The sequence below is a fragment of the Flagellimonas olearia genome (assembly GCF_009184425.1).
GTDB classification, from domain to species: Bacteria; Bacteroidota; Bacteroidia; order Flavobacteriales; family Flavobacteriaceae; genus Flagellimonas; species Flagellimonas olearia.
Map to the genome: position 1 here is coordinate 1,444,358 of NZ_WELG01000002.1, position 17,514 is coordinate 1,461,871.

General features: G+C 45.5%; 18 protein-coding genes. 2 read left to right on the forward strand and 16 right to left on the reverse strand.

Annotation, left to right across the window (positions count from 1 at the left end):
- Nucleotides 1-10: 10 nt before the first annotated feature.
- Nucleotides 11-724, reverse strand: coding sequence for a response regulator transcription factor (locus F8C76_RS15865; RefSeq protein WP_152132605.1), 714 nt, complete (start codon nt 722-724; stop codon nt 11-13).
- A 226-nt stretch (nt 725-950) separates the two neighbouring features.
- On the opposite strand from F8C76_RS15865, the gene F8C76_RS15870 reads away from it, so the two are divergent.
- Nucleotides 951-2,534, forward strand: a complete 1,584-nt coding sequence (locus F8C76_RS15870; protein WP_152132606.1) for a spondin domain-containing protein — start codon at nt 951-953, stop codon at nt 2,532-2,534.
- Nucleotides 2,535-2,634: 100 nt separating this feature from the next.
- On the opposite strand, the gene F8C76_RS15875 is transcribed toward F8C76_RS15870, so the two are convergent.
- Together F8C76_RS15875 and F8C76_RS15880 are read right to left on the reverse strand one after the other, a co-directional pair.
- On the reverse strand, nt 2,635-3,504 hold the full coding sequence (locus F8C76_RS15875; RefSeq protein ID WP_152132607.1) for a polysaccharide deacetylase family protein: 870 nt from the start codon (nt 3,502-3,504) through the stop codon (nt 2,635-2,637).
- A 139-nt stretch (nt 3,505-3,643) separates the two neighbouring features.
- Nucleotides 3,644-3,916, reverse strand: a complete 273-nt coding sequence (locus tag F8C76_RS15880; protein WP_152132608.1) for a DUF4242 domain-containing protein — start codon at nt 3,914-3,916, stop codon at nt 3,644-3,646.
- Nucleotides 3,917-4,105: 189 nt separating this feature from the next.
- Here F8C76_RS15880 and F8C76_RS15885 point away from each other — a divergent pair, with 189 nt between their 5' ends.
- Nucleotides 4,106-4,294, forward strand: a complete 189-nt coding sequence (locus F8C76_RS15885) for a hypothetical protein (protein ID WP_152132609.1) — start codon at nt 4,106-4,108, stop codon at nt 4,292-4,294.
- A gap of 54 nt (nt 4,295-4,348) precedes the next feature.
- Here the strand turns inward: F8C76_RS15885 and F8C76_RS15890 are convergent, their stop codons facing one another.
- The 13 genes from F8C76_RS15890 to F8C76_RS15950 form a co-directional block, all read right to left on the reverse strand.
- Nucleotides 4,349-4,852 carry a hypothetical protein gene (locus tag F8C76_RS15890; RefSeq protein WP_152132610.1) on the reverse strand — a complete coding sequence of 168 codons (504 nt, stop codon included), beginning with the start codon at nt 4,850-4,852 and terminating at the stop codon, nt 4,349-4,351.
- A gap of 111 nt (nt 4,853-4,963) precedes the next feature.
- Entirely contained in the window at nt 4,964-6,196 is a 1,233-nt protein-coding gene (locus F8C76_RS15895; RefSeq protein WP_152132611.1) for a cyanophycinase, read from the reverse strand.
- A gap of 100 nt (nt 6,197-6,296) precedes the next feature.
- Nucleotides 6,297-7,190: a cation diffusion facilitator family transporter gene (locus tag F8C76_RS15900; protein WP_152132612.1), complete on the reverse strand. Its 894-nt coding sequence runs from the start codon at nt 7,188-7,190 to the stop codon at nt 6,297-6,299.
- A 23-nt stretch (nt 7,191-7,213) separates the two neighbouring features.
- On the reverse strand, nt 7,214-7,885 hold the full coding sequence (locus F8C76_RS15905; protein WP_152132613.1) for a hypothetical protein: 672 nt from the start codon (nt 7,883-7,885) through the stop codon (nt 7,214-7,216).
- 57 nt (nt 7,886-7,942) lie between these two features.
- The gene (locus F8C76_RS15910) at nt 7,943-9,409 is read right to left on the reverse strand and encodes a sulfatase (RefSeq protein ID WP_152132614.1); all 1,467 of its coding nucleotides are present in this window, start codon (nt 9,407-9,409) and stop codon (nt 7,943-7,945) included.
- 72 nt (nt 9,410-9,481) lie between these two features.
- Nucleotides 9,482-9,835, reverse strand: a complete 354-nt coding sequence (locus F8C76_RS15915; RefSeq protein WP_152132615.1) for an iron chaperone — start codon at nt 9,833-9,835, stop codon at nt 9,482-9,484.
- Nucleotides 9,836-9,839: 4 nt separating this feature from the next.
- On the reverse strand, nt 9,840-10,898 hold the full coding sequence (locus tag F8C76_RS15920) for an endonuclease/exonuclease/phosphatase family protein (RefSeq protein WP_152132616.1): 1,059 nt from the start codon (nt 10,896-10,898) through the stop codon (nt 9,840-9,842).
- Between the two features lie 116 nt (nt 10,899-11,014).
- Nucleotides 11,015-12,397, reverse strand: coding sequence for a S41 family peptidase (locus F8C76_RS15925; RefSeq protein ID WP_152132617.1), 1,383 nt, complete (start codon nt 12,395-12,397; stop codon nt 11,015-11,017).
- 67 nt (nt 12,398-12,464) lie between these two features.
- A complete protein-coding gene (locus tag F8C76_RS15930) occupies nt 12,465-13,289 on the reverse strand; it encodes a thymidylate synthase (RefSeq protein WP_152132618.1) in 825 nt (274 codons plus the stop codon).
- Nucleotides 13,290-13,461: 172 nt separating this feature from the next.
- Nucleotides 13,462-14,922: a NupC/NupG family nucleoside CNT transporter gene (locus F8C76_RS15935; RefSeq protein WP_152132619.1), complete on the reverse strand. Its 1,461-nt coding sequence runs from the start codon at nt 14,920-14,922 to the stop codon at nt 13,462-13,464.
- 9 nt (nt 14,923-14,931) lie between these two features.
- Entirely contained in the window at nt 14,932-15,564 is a 633-nt protein-coding gene (locus F8C76_RS15940) for a bifunctional nuclease family protein (RefSeq protein WP_116217306.1), read from the reverse strand.
- A 91-nt stretch (nt 15,565-15,655) separates the two neighbouring features.
- Nucleotides 15,656-16,624 (reverse strand): electron transfer flavoprotein subunit alpha/FixB family protein, encoded by a 969-nt coding sequence (locus F8C76_RS15945; RefSeq protein ID WP_129654782.1) that lies wholly within the window; start codon nt 16,622-16,624, stop codon nt 15,656-15,658.
- Between the two features lie 96 nt (nt 16,625-16,720).
- Nucleotides 16,721-17,467, reverse strand: a complete 747-nt coding sequence (locus tag F8C76_RS15950) for an electron transfer flavoprotein subunit beta/FixA family protein (protein WP_152132620.1) — start codon at nt 17,465-17,467, stop codon at nt 16,721-16,723.
- Nucleotides 17,468-17,514 lie beyond the last annotated feature (47 nt).

Consider the following 17,514-nt stretch of genomic DNA (forward strand, 5'->3'; position numbering starts at 1 on the left):
GATAGGTCGGTTAGGTATTCATGAGCTCTTCATTGAATTTGTACCCTACGCCCCAAGTGGTCAAGATGAATTTTGGATTGCCCATATCAGGTTCAATTTTGGAGCGCAGTCTATTGATGTGTGAGTTCACGGTATGTTCGTATCCATGAAAATCATAGCCCCAGATCATGTTCAATAATTTACTACGGTCATAGCTTTTGCCGGGATTGGAGGATAGGAGTACCAAGAGTTCAAATTCCTTGGGCGATAGTTCTATCTTTTTGCCATCCAAGATTACTTTGCGCAATTCAATGTCTATGGACAAACGGTCAAAATGCATCAATTTTGCATCTTTTTCAGAGGATGGCTCCGTCAGGTCCATTTTTTGTCTTCTGAAAATGGCCTTTACGCGAGCAATAAACTCACGGACGCTGAAAGGTTTGGTGAGGTAATCATCGGCGCCCACTTCCAATCCTAAGACCTTGTCAATTTCTTCGGAACGGGCAGTGAGCATCATTATGGGCGAGGTGATATTATTGGCCCGAATCTTTTGACAGATTTCAATACCATCCATTTCCGGAAGCATTACATCCAAGATAATGAGGTCTGGATGTTCTTCAAGGGCCTTTTTGAGACCCAGATCTCCCCGGGTCGCCGACGAGACTTGGCAACCTAGATCTTTAAGGTGTATCTCCAAAAGGTGGATGATTTCGACATCGTCCTCAACTATCAACACGTTTTTCATGGTAGCGCTAATTAAATGGCAAAGTATCACAGAAAGTTCACCGTTTTCTAAACATTCCGAACGGTGTGTCCCTTAAAAAGTCTGTTTTTCGGCCCAATCTTTACAAAACCACTCTTTTTTTATTGTAATAATTTGATAATCAATACATAAACAATTTTGAATTTTATGTGAGACTTCTGCAACATCTGTGCGGTTCATTTGTGCCATAACCTTAAAAACAGCAATAATGAACAACTTAAAATTTGCATTGATGTTAATGTGCATAGGTGTCTTGGTGGTTTCATGTAGTAATGACGACTCCGAGGTAGTAGAACCTGTTGTACTTGATGCGGGAACACTTTCCGGCGGACCTTTTACATTTACTGTTGACGGAACCCCCGACATGGTCAGTGGGATTACCTTGGATGCCAGCGGACTGGTGGGCGGTAATAGTGGTTTTGTGATCACGGACGATTCCGATATGATTTTGGGACTTCCCTCAACATTGGAAGCCTTGGAAGGAGTGGATTTTGATGGAGCCGGAGTGGGCGTATGCTTTATTTACCATGTAGTCTATGAAGATGGATTGCAAGGACTGGAAGCTGGTATGAGCCTTAACGACCTCTCTGGAGAGTACGATCTTTCCAATAGTATTATGGTGACCAGGGGCGCCAACCCAAGTGCCAGTTTTACGGTAACCATTGAAAACGTGATTACCCCCAAAGCGTATTTCAGTACCGGGGCCACCGCGGGAATCCCTCCGGGGGAGTCTGTGGAATACAGCTTTAATGCAGGGATTGGTCACTATTTGAATTTCGCCACCATGCTGGGGCAATCCAACGATCTGTTCTTTGCGCCTTACGAGAACGGAATCCAATTGTATGATGAGAATGGCGTTGCCAAAACGGGAGACGTAACCTATCTGGTTGCCTTGTGGGATGCCGGTACCGAGGTGAACGAAGAGCCCGGGGTTGGACCTAACCAAGCGCCGAGACAACCCGAACCCAACACCGGGATGGACGAAAACGGAACCGTGGAATTGATAGAAAACATATCCGATGGGTTTACCTACCCCGAGGTGGACAGTATGATCAAGGTGGAACTTTCCCATGATGGAGGTACCGAGTTTACCTTGATCATTCACAATATTTCCAATGAGTGCAGTTTGGTTTCGCCTTTTGCCCCTGGTGCCTGGGTGGTGCATGGAGCCGACAAAACCCCATTCTTTGAAGAAGGGATTTCCGCTTCCGAAGGTTTGGAACGAATGGCCGAGGACGGTAACAACGCGATTGCCGTTATGGAATTGGATGAAAACAGTGGATACGTGTCCCCGTTCGCACCTGGGGCTTACGGAATAAACAACCCTGTTTTTGAAGAAGGCATGGCTTCTACCGAGGCTTTCGAGGCTTTGGCGGAGGATGCAAACCCTTCTGGATACGAAAATATTTTCAATACGCCGGTGGGGGCAGCAGGGCCTGGGCCGATATTCCCCGGGGATTCCTTCAGTTTTGAGTTCACTGCCGAAAACGGGGACATGCTCTCGTTTGCCTCCATGCTGGGACAGTCCAACGATTGGGTAGTGGGTACCGAAGGCATTGCCCTGTTTGAAAATGGGACTCCAATCTCTGGCGATATCACCTTGGAACTCAGTATTTATGATTCTGGGACCGAAGTGGACCAATATCCGGGAGCTGGGGCGGACCAAGCCCCACGACAAAGCGGACCTGATACCGGTGCTGAAGAAAATGGTCTGGTGGCCGAGGAAACCGAGATAGCGGACAATGTTCCCTCCATTGAACACTTGGTACGAGTCACCATCACCGTCAATTAAATTGCTATGTGAAAGGGAATGTCACATGTAGGTTGACCGGTTGGTCGGAGCGCCCAAACTTTGTTTGGGCGTTCTTTGTTATAATGGTGAAGCTAAAATGTCAATGGCGGGCCAAAAGGCTATTGATTTCTCCCCAAGTGATCAATTTGATACCGTTTTCTTCAATTTTTGATTTTACGGCCTCACTGGTGAAGGTGTCAAAATCAATCTGTCGCCATGCCGAACCGAAATTCGGATGGTTTATGGTGACACCCTGCATCTCGCGGTCATCAAAAGCGGTATGGATCAAGATCACGTTGAGACCTTCGGCCAAATTATCCAAGATGTCCATGTACTGATTGCCCAATTGTCCTTTTTCAAAATGGTCATAGGAACCCAAATGCACTTGGTCCACCAGAAAATCACCTTCCTGAATAATGGTATCGGGGTCCAGACCCACCATGGTAAGGAGCTGTGCATTGATCTGTACGGGGAGGTCATATTTTTTGCCAAGCTCCCGGTACACTTCAAAGAACGCAGGGTCAGAACCCACACTGTACATATGGGAATCTATATGGGTGGGCCGTAATCCATACGCCAAAGCCTTTTCGATTTGGGCGGAAAGCTCTTTGGCCACTTCGTTGGCAGACGCCTGTTTTTTAAGAACATCCCTCTTTTTGGGGAAATGCCCGTTTTCATCCACCAAACTGGGAACTTCATGGACGGGCAGTACGGGGCCAAACTTGTAATTTTCCCATTCGCAGGTCAAGGTAAGGTGCACGCCATGGTCAAATTGGGGGTGTGTTTTGGCAAAAAGGGCCATTTCATGGAACCACGGGCAGGGCACCATAATGCTATAGGAATTTACGGATCCGGTGGAAAGGGCCTGTATGGTGGCCTGGTTTTCGGAATGGGACAATCCGGCATCGTCTGCATGGATGATCAACAGTTTGGTCCCTTTTGGGAAACCAAGCGTCTGGGCTGTGTTCATATGGGCAAAGGAAATTGTAAGGGTCGATTATAAGTAGGATAAAGGTACTGAATTTTGAAATTGGGGTATGCCAAAACCAAAAGAAGCCTGCCATGTGCCCCTGTGGGCCATGGTCTGTATGTGCGGAAAGGGCCTTGGCCTACTCGGCGGTGGTGGGGTCTATGATGGCGGCCACCTCGCTCACCGAATTTACAGGAAACCCGCCCTGCTTGGCATGTTCCCGTACCATGTCCTTGTTGGGGGCTATGTACACGCAATAGACCTTGTCCCCGGTGACATAGCTCTGTATCCATTGGATCTCTGGCCCCATGTTCCTGAGAACACCACAGCTAGTCTGCGATATTCCCTTGAGCTGCTCGGCGGTTAAATTACCGGCATCCGGTATTTCCCGCTCAATGACATACTTTGGCATGTTGTTGAATTTAGTTCCTACTCGTTTGGCTTTTGGGTTACGCCCCGTTTTTGTGTGGTTGCTGGACTCCACTTAAAGATAAGAAATAATGCAGCTTCTTGAAGGGGTTTATGCCGAAATCCCATAGTTTTTTGTAGTAGTCATAATTTATTATGACCCTTAAAACCAAAAGCTTATCTACATTTGGGTATGTCCCAAAAGAAAGAAAAATTACAGGAGTTTATTAAGGAGGGTTACGGTACCCCGGCCCAATTGGCCGACATCTTGGACCTTGGGGTGGTCATGTTGTTCTATCTGGAAGAGGACACCTTTTCCCGAAGGGAAGTACAAAGTGTGGTGGAGGCCCTAAAAGGGATTGAGGGTTGGTTGAGGGATTGAGGGTTTATGTTATGGTTGGGTGTATTGGATTGTAGCCGCTGTTGTAATTGGAAATCATTTACCGAATTCCGTTATACTCAATTCAGGAATTGTTAAGTATACATTTCTTTTTTCCTGTCTTACATTGCCATCGTTCCATTGTCGGACAAAAGTAATTTGAACCGTCTTGTAGTCTGAAGCATTTTTGATTTGTTTTAAAACAAGTTCAGCGACTTCTTTTGCCAATCCATTGGCTGACTCATCATTTCGATAGTCAGTCAAACTTTCTGGATTTAAGAGAACCGCCTGTAACCACATTCGTTCGTTAATTTGCTCTTTTGTTTCTTTGTCATATCCATGTGTTTGAAAGGTTCCAATTTTAGATTCTTCTGCGGAAAATAGCTCTTTGAGTTTAAATTCGGCAGATTCCTTTGATTCATTGAACTCAGGCTCAATAACATAGCTGTAATCTGGAGGAGGCATATTCTTTAATTCATTCAGTGCCTTGTATAATCTTTGATTACAAGAAAACAAGGTTAGAAATGCCATGCTTAAAAATGTCAACTTAATTCCTTTCATAGGCCTCGTTCAATAACGTACAACACGATTTTAGGAATAAAAATACACCTTTTACCCGAAGTATGGTCTAGGCCTAAATGGTCTTGGAGGGATGGTTGCAATGAATTATGGTCATAGGTTTTGTTCCACAACTTTGTTGAATCTCTGGTTTAGGCCATCTATAAATTGATGCGTTTTTTTATCAAAGCCAATGATATGTCCTAAAGTGTCTCTTTTAAAATGAAACCATAATTCTGCATCCGTATCAAAAAACAAATCTTTTCCGTAGGGATAAATTGGGATTGGGTCACGGACAATGTTCCTGCGTACAATTTGAAATTTTAAGGTGTCATTTTCAATGATGATGTTGTTCCAATACACCTTACTTTTCTCAAATAAAAAGCTCCCTAAATATTCCTTTTGTGCTTCGGGTGAAATTGTTTTTGGTTGTAAGAACCTATTGCGTTGGACCCGTCTTTCCTTGAGATTGTACTTGTCGCCATTTTCCAAAAGATAGAACTTTCCCTTTCCCGTTTCAAGGGTATCGATCTCATTAAAATAGTCCGCCCAAAATGTACCGTCATATAGGGCAACATATTTATCCCCAATGACTTCAAATACATTTCCTTGGACCACAACAGCGGTGTTTTTATCCACACCCACACCTAATAGTTCAGGGTTTACTTCCAGTAATTCGAACATGTCGTATTGCCTGTTTCGTTCAAGGTGGTGTTGGTCAAAAGCGGTGTTGGATACAAACCCGAAACCAACGTTGGAATCGCTGATTATGTTGTAGTTGCCGTCCTCCTCTCGTCCTCCTCTTACCAAATAGGAACCTTGGATAGATGCTCCTGCTGAGTGTCCGCCAATAATTCCACCGCGATCTAGAACGTTTTTCAATTCCGCATGGGTCTTGGTGTTTAAATAGGTATCGGCCATTCGCCATTGTCTTCCTCCGGTAAGCCAAACCGCAGTAGCAGTTTTGAGCGGTTTTACAAAATCATCGCTATTGGCCATTAAAGTGTCCCTTGTGTGCATGAATTCAATGCTATCGAACCCTCGTTCCCTGAACTGCCGTTCCAAAATTTTAAATTCTGGGTCATACTGGATTGAACCTTCATCAAAAGCTGTTGGAATCACCACAAGTTTAGCTGACTTGCCACCTGCCAAATCAAAAAACACTTGCCACATTTCATCCGTCATACCACCGCCACCAATTAACAATGCACCACTTTTTGGCCCTATGGACTGACTTTTGGCGGTATTCGATTCATTTTCTGGATTTTGGCAAGAAATTGCTGAAATCAGAAGTAAAATTATAGATAGGTTTTTAAGACTTTTCAATGTCAATTTCCTAATGTCCATAAATTGCGGGAGGTTTCTTCTAAATGTTAACTGGTTGGTTTATGGAATGTAAAATACACCTTTTTCCCGAAGGGAGACCCCGAACAGGCGACCCTATCGGTCATGGTTTCAGTTCCGTATGGTGCGGGGTATCCGGTTCTATATGGATCAAAACGTGGCCCAAATTGGGGATCTCGCTCCGTAAATGATCTTTAAGATGGTGCGATATGTCATGCCCTTCCTTCACCGAAATGTCCCCATCCACAATGGCGTGTAGGTCCACATGGTACTTCATGCCCGCTTTTCGGATAAAACATTTTTCCGTCCCTACCACTCCCTTCACCTTAATGGATTCTTCCCGGATCTCCTCCAACAGGTCATCGTACAAATGTTCGTCCATGATTTCCCCCAGTGCTGGTCTAAAGATCAAATAGCTGTTGTAGAGGATAAAGGTGGAGGCCAACAAAGCGGCCCAATCGTCCGCCGTTTCATATCCTTTTCCGAACACCAAGGCTATGGTGATTCCAATAAATGCCATGATAGAGGTAATGGCGTCGCTGCGGTGGTGCCAGGCATCTGCCCTGAGCGAGGAACTGTGGGTCTCCTTACTTTTTTTGATGACGATCCTGAACGAGATTTCCTTCCAAAGGATAATGCAGCCCAACACGATCAGGGTCCATGGTTTGGGCACTTTGTGGGGCGTTCTAATGTTTTGGATGCTTTCATACGCGATTACCGTGGCCGAAGTGACCAAGAAGGCCACTACCAAAAAAGTAATCAGGGGTTCAATTTTTCCATGGCCGTACGGATGGTTCTCATCGGCGGGCCTCTTGGCATATTTTAAACCGAACAGGACCAATAGCGAAGAAAAAATATCGGTGGTGGACTCAATGGCATCGGCAATAAGGGCGTACGAATTCCCAAAGAACCCGGCAAGGCCTTTAATCAAGGCCAAACTGGCATTTCCAATAATACTGAAATACGTGGTCCGAATTGCGCTTTGTTCGCTATCCATTTTTGGTGTTCGGGTGCATCATCCTATTGCTTGTCGTCTGCCAAGGGCGAGATCATAATGTGGGCCCTGTGCGTTCCCGGGTTCATGATCCAAGGGTGGTTGGATCCCACGGGATTTTCGGGAAGTCCTGTGGATTCGGCCGTGGCAAAGGGTAGATACACCACGTAGCGGTATTTTGCACCCTCCACTTTATGCGTTTCGGGGTCGTAGCGCTCATTGGGGCCGTAATAAATGTGCAGGGTGGCCCCAGCTATGCCCATATCCAGTTTTCCGGATTTGGCCTCTTCTTCCCGAATATCGAAAATTTCGGTGCCGGTCTTTCCTTCGGCTCTAAGTTCCCGGCCCCTGGCCATAAAAGGTTCCAGACTCTTGTGGTAACAGGCGGCATTGAACCCGGATTTTTTTGGGTCGTCCGCCAAAACGATGAATTCGTTGTTCCCTTCCTTATAGGTCACCAATTCCCCTTCGTTGTTGTAGCCGATGACCTTGCATCCGGCGCGACTTGCCTCCGGGGCGGCCATCAAGGAGGTGGCGATTAGGGCTTCTTCGGTATCAATGGCAACGAAATGGGTGGCGGTGCTGTCCGTTGCCATTTCTGTTGAAGGGGACTCCTCTGCGGTGTCCTTGGTCTTGTTTGAGGTGTTGCAGGACATCAAAGCTCCTGTCAGGGCCAATACGGTGATGATATGTTTCATTTTCCACGATTTTAAGGGTTGCTCTCGGTCGGTTTAAGATACCACAAAATTTGCAGATTATTTGGAGTAGTCAATTCCCAAGTCGTTGGTACGGACCTCCTTCAGTTTGTCCTTTAGTTTTTGCTGAAAATCGGCCACCACATCGGCGTATTTGGGATCGTAGGCGAGGTTGGTGTATTGCTTTGGGTCGTTTTCCATGTCGAAAAGTTCCATGCCCGATGCGGCATCTTCATCGTATTGGATATAAGCCCATTTGTCTGTTCGCAGGAGAAAGGTTTTTCCGCCTTGCGATACGCTGAAGGCCATATCCCTGACTTTTTCAGTGGGGTCCTCCAATAGTTTTACCAAATTTTTTCCCTGTAGATGCTCGGAATATTCCACTCCGGCCAATGAGGCAATGGTGGGGTATAGGTCGATGAGTTCAACAAACGAATTACATACGGCGGGTTTTTGACCGGGTACTTTTATAATCAAAGGCACCTTGGCCGATTCTTCGTGCAGGCTCACCTTCATCCAAAAATCGTGTTCCCCCAGATGGAATCCATGGTCGGAAGCGAATACTACGATGGTATTATCTTCCAGCCCTTCCTCTTCCAAAGTCTTTAATACTTTCCCTACCTGCTCATCCATAAAGGAAACGGAAGCATAATAGGCGGCAACGGCCTTTTGCTGTTGCTCAATACTCATTTGTCCATTTACACTGGTCACGTAATTGATGCCCCTTTTGGGGATGTCGTCCCAGTCATTTTCCACTTTTTTGGGTAAAACGATATCGGCATAGGAGTACGGGTCAAAATGGGATTTTGGGGCCACAAAGGGAACATGGGGCCGTACCATTCCCACGGCGAGGAAGAATTTTTCATTCTTGTGTTGGCGAATCAGCTCACTGGCCTTTTGGGCCGTTTTTCCATCGGCATGGACCAGATCGTCTCCATCCGCCTTGACAATGGTCATTACGTTGCCTCCTTTTCGTTCTATGGCGCCATCGGGGTTGCCCTGTACGAGTTCGGCCTCTCCCTTGGTTTGCCATTCCGGGGCCTGACTGTTGTATTTTTCATTCCACGAAGCGGGGTCGTCCTTGCCATCGCTGCCCTGTTCAATATCGATGGGAACACCCATATGGAAAATCTTGCTCACCCGGGCCGTATAATACCCATTGTCCTTGAAAGACTGGGACCATGTTTTTCGTTCCTCACCAATGTTTTCACGACCGCTCACATATCCGTAGGTGGTGGTGGCATTGGGATAGTACCCACTCATGAAAGAGGCCCGCGAGGGGCCACACACCGGATATTGGCAATAGGCTTTGGTAAATCGGGTTCCTTCCGATGCCAGTTTGTCGATATTGGGCGTATGTACGGCCTTGTTTCCATAGGATGACACGGCCGTTGCGGTAAGATCGTCGGAAATGATGAAAAGTACATTGTAGTCCTGTTCCTGTTTTTGGGAATATGAAAATAGATGTAGGCCCGCACAAAGGACTATACTTAGTAATGAACTTCTTTTTAAAAATAACGCTGGCATGGTTTTCTATGGTTGATTTTATATTTAAATGTATCGTATTGCCCCAAATTGGATTAAACGTGTGAGCTTGTTTTATGGCGTGTTTTCAGATACCCTGAACCGTACAATTTCAGCAATTAAATCCAAAGGTATGGCTTGGTCCAATGGAAATTGAACGGAGCCCTTGCCTTGTTTGTATTGGGACAGTTGGGACTCGAATGCACTATGCCCTGTTGGAGTGGCATAGAAGCCGATATGCTTTGCATATCCGGCGAAATACACCAAGGGTTTTTTGTGGAGTTTGTAGGCAGGCATGCCATACGCAATACCTTCAATGGCATCGGGGGCATTTTTTTGGATGACTGTGCGAATCTGGTTGAGCTTTTTCTGAATTTCCAAGGGAAACTCGGCGATATACCCATCCACATCTATTGGTTTTTTGTTCATTTTTCTAGTTTTCTTCCTGTGCGGCTTCCTTGCCTTCCACAATAATGGAAACCACTTCTTGTTTCAATTCTGGCTCTATGGCTTTTACGGTTTTATGTCCCGTATCGGTAATGGTAAATGTAGCAAATAGTGGCAAATGGTCGGAGCCAATGGCGGGCAAGGTCTTTATTTGGTGAACTTCCATGTCCCTAGAGTGGAACAATAGGTCTATGGGGAAACGGAACAGTTTGGGTTTTACCGGGAAGGTGCTGTAGAACCCCTTTCCCAAGCGGGCATCCTTTAGCTTGGAGATTTTTGAGAAGAGTTTAGAGCTTTTGGACCAGCACACATTGTTGAAATCGCCCGAAACCAAGGTAGGCATCTTTTTATCATGGACTTTCCGAGCCACCATCATGAGTTCCGCGTCTTTTTGTTTGGAGGTAGGCTTTTCCGTAGGGCTCGGAGGTGGCGGATGGATGCCCCAAAAGGTGAAATCGGTACCATTTTTGTCCACCAAAGTGGCTTCAATGGAAGGGTGCTCATCGGAAATCAAATAATGGCCTTGACAGGATTTTACCTTGAGCTTGGAGTACAAATGCATGCCATACCGGTTCTCTTTGGACATTTTGTGTGAAAAGGTGAAGTCACTTTCAATTTCTGAAAGTGCTTTTTCCCATTCCAAGTTACTTTCCATGGTAAGGAAGAGGTCCGGTTGGATTGTTTTGACCAACCCGATGAGTTTTTGATAATCGGTATTTTTTTGAAGCACATTGACACTGATCAGGGTAATGGCTTTTTCTGGAACGCCTTTGGACTGCTTTCGAAATGGCAGATAGGGCCAGATGATAAAAAGTTGGTAGGCGATTGCCATTAAAAGCAAGACTTGGGTGAGTGTACCCAGAAATAGGGAGCCACTACTGAAGAACAAATCGGTTATGAACAGCACCACCAGTAGTGCTAAGAGTTGCAGTCGTACAAAATCAAAAATGCGGAAAAACCAATGCTTAAAATCCAAAAAGGGCAAGAAACTCACCAAGGCACACAAAATTGACAATGTGTTCAGTACAATATGCCAATAATCCATGTGTAGTTGTATTGATTTTTTGCTTTAAATAGGGAGTAAGGGCAACCACTGGTAAGTTACCACATAAATTTTAAATGGTCGAAACTGCTTTGGATTTGGGTGTATTCTTTTAGGGCCTATTTTTCCCCAAGATGCTTTAGCAAACCATCCAGAATTTCATCATCCTCATTCAGCAAATGATCTTTAATAAAGATGTCCGGTATTACACCCTCCTTTTGGGTACTCCCGTTCACCCGGACAATTTTTCCTTTGGATACACTGACGGAAATCCCGGTGTGGGGGAGCTGGTATTGGAACTGGGAGGCATATAGGGAGGGATAATCGCCTGTTTCTTCCCCAACTAGGGTGCCAAATCCGTAGTCCTGTATTTGCGCCGCGGTAACCGCCGATTGGGAGTGCGATTGCCGGTTGATCAAGACATAGACCTTGCCTTTATAACGTTTGGCGATAGGTTGCGGAGGGTAATCGTCAAAATTATAGTCATAAACCTCACCATCCTTATGGTCCAGTATTTGTTTCCAATAAACCGCAGTGGTATCGTTGTTTTGTCGAACCTGTTCTTTTAAAAAAGCACTTGTTTTTAGGGTGAAACTCGAATGCCATTGAAAGGGTCTGTCGGCAATATAGGACACCAAATAATCGCTGAAAGCATTGTCGCCACCGCCATTGTTCCGTAAGTCTATGATCAAGTTTCCACTCTTTTTTGAATGTATTTCAGCAAAGGAAGAATCAATGAACTGTTTGAATTTGGGTTCGTCCCCAGAAAAATTTCCCGGATTCAGATAAGCGGTCTGTCCTTTGAACCACAATTTCATAGTGGCGTTCAGCACTTCAGTGCGTTTCATTTCGTACCCGTCGATGAGGTCCACAGCCTTTAAGGAATACGTTGTGTTTTTGCCTTTTGATTGAATTTCAACCTCAAACTGATCATGCCGTCCAAAGACTTGCCAATAGAGCCTTGGAAAGGAATACAGTTCTATTTTGGCATTCTTAAAATAGGATCGCTCCGCCGAAATCTGGGGATATATCTTGGAGAGAATTTCTGCCATCGGTATTCCATTGATACGTAAAATCTTGTCCCCAACTTTTATGCTGTCGTTATCCGACCAATTTTTTCTGATCAGGGGAATATTGTATTCAAAGGCAATTTCCAAAGGAAAAATAGTACCGCCCGCATAGGCATATGCACCATAGGATTGACCGGGGAAACCGATTTCGGTATGTCCATTGTTTACCACAGAGATTAATTGTTGTAAGATGGTGGTAGTTTCCAATAGGCTGAATGAATCCTTTTGGATCCCTTCCTTAATTTGCAGATATCTTGCATTGAACTCTTGTTCCGTGATATAGGCATATAGGTTATAATGAGCTTCTTCCAAAGATTCTTGTAGTGTCTTTAAATCTTCCAACACCTCTTTTTTTGAAAACTTTGGACGTAATTGCCCAAAAAAGAGGTATGGAACCAGCAAGAAAATAAGGAGTAAATACTTTGATTTCATTTGTTTGATGGGTAAATAGTTTTAATTACAATCCAACAAATACAAAGACGACTATGGTGAAAATTCGTTACACGGCCACCACTCCTTTAATATGTGGATGCGGGTCGTAGTGGAGCAATTCAAAATCGTCAAAGGTGAAATCAAAAATATCCTTTACCTCTGGGTTCAATCGCATGGTGGGCAAAGGTCGTGGGTCGCGACTCAGTTGGAGTTCTACCTGTTCCCTGTGGTTGTCGTAGATATGCGCATCACCAAAGGTGTGGATGAATTCCCCGGGCTGGTAGCCACAAACTTGGGCCATCATCATGGTGAACAATGCATAGGAAGCTATATTGAAGGGGACACCCAAAAAGATGTCTGCACTACGTTGATACAGCTGGCAGGAAAGTTTGCCATCGGCCACATAAAACTGGAAAAAGGCGTGACAGGGAGGGAGTGCTGCCTTACCATTGGCCACATTTTCGGAAAAGGATGCCGAAGTGTCCGGGAGTACGCTGGGATTCCAAGCTGAGACCAACATCCTGCGGCTATTGGGATTGTTCTTCAGGGTTTCGATGACTTCTTTGATCTGGTCGATTTCCTCACTGTTCCAATTGCGCCATTGGTGTCCGTACACCGGGCCTAAATCCCCATTTTCATCGGCCCATTCGTTCCAAATCCGTACCCCGTTCTCCTGTAGATATTGAATGTTGGTATCACCTTTCAAAAACCAAAGCAGTTCGTGAACAATGGATTTTAGGTGCAGCTTTTTGGTGGTCACCATGGGAAATCCTTCGGAGAGGTCAAAACGCATTTGATAGCCAAAAACGCTCAAGGTTCCTGTTCCCGTGCGATCGCCCTTGGCATTGCCGTGTTCCAAAACGTGTTTAAGAAGGTCGTGGTATTGTTTCATTCTGTTGGTGCAAATTAGAGGTCATTTCGAACGAATGCAATAAGGAGAAATCCAAGACATCTCGACTGCGCTCGATGTGACAAAAAATCAATCTGTCTAAATTACATCAAGAAAAAAGTATTCAAAATAGAAACTGGATGTACTTATAAAGATTTTATCAACGGACTTTTATCTATCCCAAAATCATTCCGGCAATGGTGGCCGAGAGAAGTGAGGCCAAGGAACCGCCCAAAACGGCCTTCATGCCAAATTCGGAGAGCGTTTTGCGTTGTCCGGGGGCCAAGGAGCCAATGCCACCTATCTGAATGCCAATGGAGGCAAAGTTGGCAAAGCCACAGAGCATATATGTGGCCATGATCACAGATTTGTTATAAGCAAAGTGCAGGTCGCTGGTCATGTTCTTGAGTTCCGCCAATTGGATATAACCCACAAATTCGCTGGCGGCGAGTTTGATGCCAAGCAGTTGACCCATAAGCATAACATCTTCGTTGGCCACGCCAATAAGCCACATGAGGGGGGCAAATACAGTGCCTAAGATAGCTTCCAATGAAAAACTGTTGTAGGGAGAGTTGGCTGCAATCCAATTGTTGAGAGTGCTCCAATCGCCGACCCAGCCCAAAATACCATTGATCATGGCAATAAAGGCCACAAAGACCAAGAGCATGGCCCCTACGTTCAGAGCCAGTTTTAATCCTTCCGTGGTTCCGTTGGCAATGGCGTCCAAGATGTTGGCGCCTATTTTTTCCGAAGAGACTTGGACATCAGTATTCACGGTTTCGGTCTGAGGGTATAATATTTTTGAAATGACAATTGCTCCCGGAGCTGCCATTACGGAAGCGGCCAACAGGTGTTTGGCAAAAACCAAGCGTAGCGCAGGGTCGTCCCCACCCAAAAAACCGATATAGGCTGCAAGAACAGCGCCGGCTACGGTAGCCATCCCGCCAATCATCACCAAAAGGATTTCGGACTTGTTCATTTTTTCCAGATAGGCCTTGATGAGCAAAGGGGCTTCGGTCTGTCCCAAAAAGATATTTCCGGCCACGGATAGGCTTTCCGCTCCTGATATGCCCAATGATTTGGACAATAACCAAGCCATGGCCTTGACCACTTTTTGAATGACTCCCAAGTAGAACAATACCGAGGTCAATGCAGAGAAAAATACAATGGTGGGCAATACCTGAAAGGCAAAAATATAGCCAAATGTGTCCATGTCCACGACCAAGCCCTCAAAAAGGAATTGGCTTCCTGCACGGGTAAAATCTAGAATACTGACAAAAACTTCCCCAACTTTTTCAAAGGCGTATTGTACAAAAGATACCTTGAGCACTCCAACGGCAATCAGCAATTGCAACGCAAGGCCAATGCCTACCGTTTTCCAGTTGATGGCCTTTCGGTTGGAGCTGAACAAAAATGAGATGAAAATCAATACGGCCATTCCCAAAGCCCCGCGCCATAACGTATGGAAGGAAAAACCTTGGTTTGGGATAATTTCCGTTACGTTCTGGGATGGAATATCATTGATGAGGGTGGTGCCAAGGGCAATATTGAGGGAGTCGGTAGGTGGGGTATTTTGTCCTAAGGCAATAGTGCACAGGAGCAATAGTGTCAGGAAACTTAAGGTCTTTTTCCCCATGTAGTTGGTTTATTTACGCTTGGAAATTTCGTCCCGCAACTTGGCGGCCTTTTCATAATCTTCGTTGGCCACTGCCTTGTCCAATTCTTTATGGAGCTCGTCCAAGGACATTTCCCGATACCCATGGGTGTCTGCCCCTGATTCTATTTCTACGGTTTCGCCTTCTTGAAGGATTTCATCCACTACAATGCTATCGTCCTCCTCGTTCTCTTCATTTTCCTTGGGGGAAAATTTAAGAAAAATTCCTGCTTTGTCCAGGATGGTCTTGTAGGTGAAGATGGGGGCATCAAACCGGAGTGCCAAAGCAATGGCATCGCTGGTCCGGGCATCAATGATTTCCTCCACCTTATCTTGCTCACAGATGATACTGGAATAAAAAACACCATCAACCAATTTGTGGATGATTACCTGCTTTACCACAATCTGAAACCTATCCGCGAAATTCTTGAAAAGGTCATGGGTCAAGGGTCTTGGTGGTTTGATTTCTTTTTCCAGCGCAATGGCAATGGACTGGGCTTCAAAGGCACCAATGACAATGGGAAGTTTTCGGTCTCCCTCCACTTCATTTAAAATAAGGGCATACGCACCGTTTTGTGTTTGACTATATGATATTCCCTTTATTTTTAATCGAACTAAGCTCATAATCTCCTCCTAAAAACCCAAAAGGGCCGTTCAAATAAGTGGCGTTGCCAGTTATCTGAACAGCCCCTTGTTAAGGGCAAATTAACAAAATTTAAGCGTTTTGGGCTTTAAATTCCTTTAATTTTTCGATGAGCTTGGGCACCACCTCAAAGGCGTCGCCAACTATACCATAATCAGCGGCTTTGAAGAACGGGGCCTCAGGGTCGTTGTTGATGACCACCTTGGTTTTGGAGGAGCTTACTCCCGCCAAATGTTGAATGGCGCCTGAAATTCCTATGGCGATGTATAGATTGCTGGCCACCGGTTTTCCGGTCTGGCCTACGTGTTCGCCATGAGGACGCCAGCCCAAATCCGATACGGGTTTGGAACAGGCAGTGGCTGCTCCCAATACATCGGCCAATTCTTCTATCATGCCCCAATTTTCTGGGCCTTTAAGTCCACGACCTCCTGATACCACAATATCGGCATCGGCAATGGAAACTTTCCCGGCGACCTTGTCCACTTCAATGGATTTGGTGGTGAAATCTGCATCGCCCAAGGAGGGGTTAAAATCTTCAACAGCAGCTGAAACGTTGTTTTCCATTACGCCATAGGCATTGTTGGACACTCCTATGATTTTTATGTCCGAACTAATTTCGGTATGCGCAAACCCCTTGTTGCTGAATGCAGTGCGCTTCACCACAAATGGGGAAGTGCTATCCGGAGCGGCTACGACATTGGGAACGTAACCCGCGCTGAGTTTTGCGGTTAGGATGGGTGCCAAAAACTTGGTGTCGGCACTGGAACTTAAGATAATGACTTTGGCGCCTTCGGCTTCGGCAGCCTGGGTCAGGGCATCCGCGTAGGCCTTCGCATTGAAAGTGCCCAATTGGTCATTGGATATTTTTAAAACCTTGGAAACACCATAATTGCCCAATGAAGCCTCATCGTTGGCATTAAAGGCAACCGCAGTGACACTTGTTCCCAGGTCTTGTGCTACTTTGTAGGCATAGGAAGCCACTTCAAAGGCACTCTTTTTGAATTTTCCTTTTTCGGATTCGGTATATACTAATACTGACATAAAAGTTTTATTAAAAATTTTTCCTGAACTTGTTTCAGGAACCTTATGACTTTTTTAAATGGATTCCGAAACGAGTTCGGAATGATTTAGCTGTGCCTAAATCACTTTAGCTTCGTTGTGCAATAGGTTCACTAACTCACCAACATTGTCTGCGTCTACCAATTTTACTGGTCCTTTAGGTGCTGGTTTCTCAAATTTTTGGTCTTGTGTGGGTTGCGAAGCTTCCACGGGTTCCACGACATTCAGCGCCTTTTGGCGGGCCATCATGATTCCCCGCATATTGGGAATGCGAAGGTCACTTTCCTGTACCAATCCTTTTTGGCCTCCAATGACCAAGGGTAGGGAAGTGCTTAATTTTTCTTTTCCACCATCAATTTCCCGAAGGGCCGTAGCTGTATTGCCATCGACCTCCAAGCCAATACAGGTGTTCACAAAGTTCATGTCCAAAAGGGTGGCCAGGATTCCCGGGACCATTCCCCCGTTGTAATCAATGGATTCCCTACCGGCAATCACAAGATCGTATTCTCCATTTTTAACGACTTCCGCCAATTGTTTGGCCACAAAAAAGCCATCAGTGGGTTCAGCGTTTACCCGTATGGCCTCATCGGCCCCAATGGCCAATGCTTTTCGGATGGTGGGTTCGGTCTGTGCACCGCCTACTGTGGCCACGTGTACGGTGGCTCCTTGCTTTTCCTTGAACCACATGGCGCGTGTCAATCCAAATTCATCATTGGGATTAATCACAAATTGCACCCCGTTTGTATCAAACTTGGTATCACCGTCAGTAAAATTTATTTTAGAGGTGGTATCTGGTACATTGCTAATGCAAACTAGAATCTTCATAGGTACTTTAAGGTTTATGGTTTCAAAGATAGCCATTAAATTCTGAA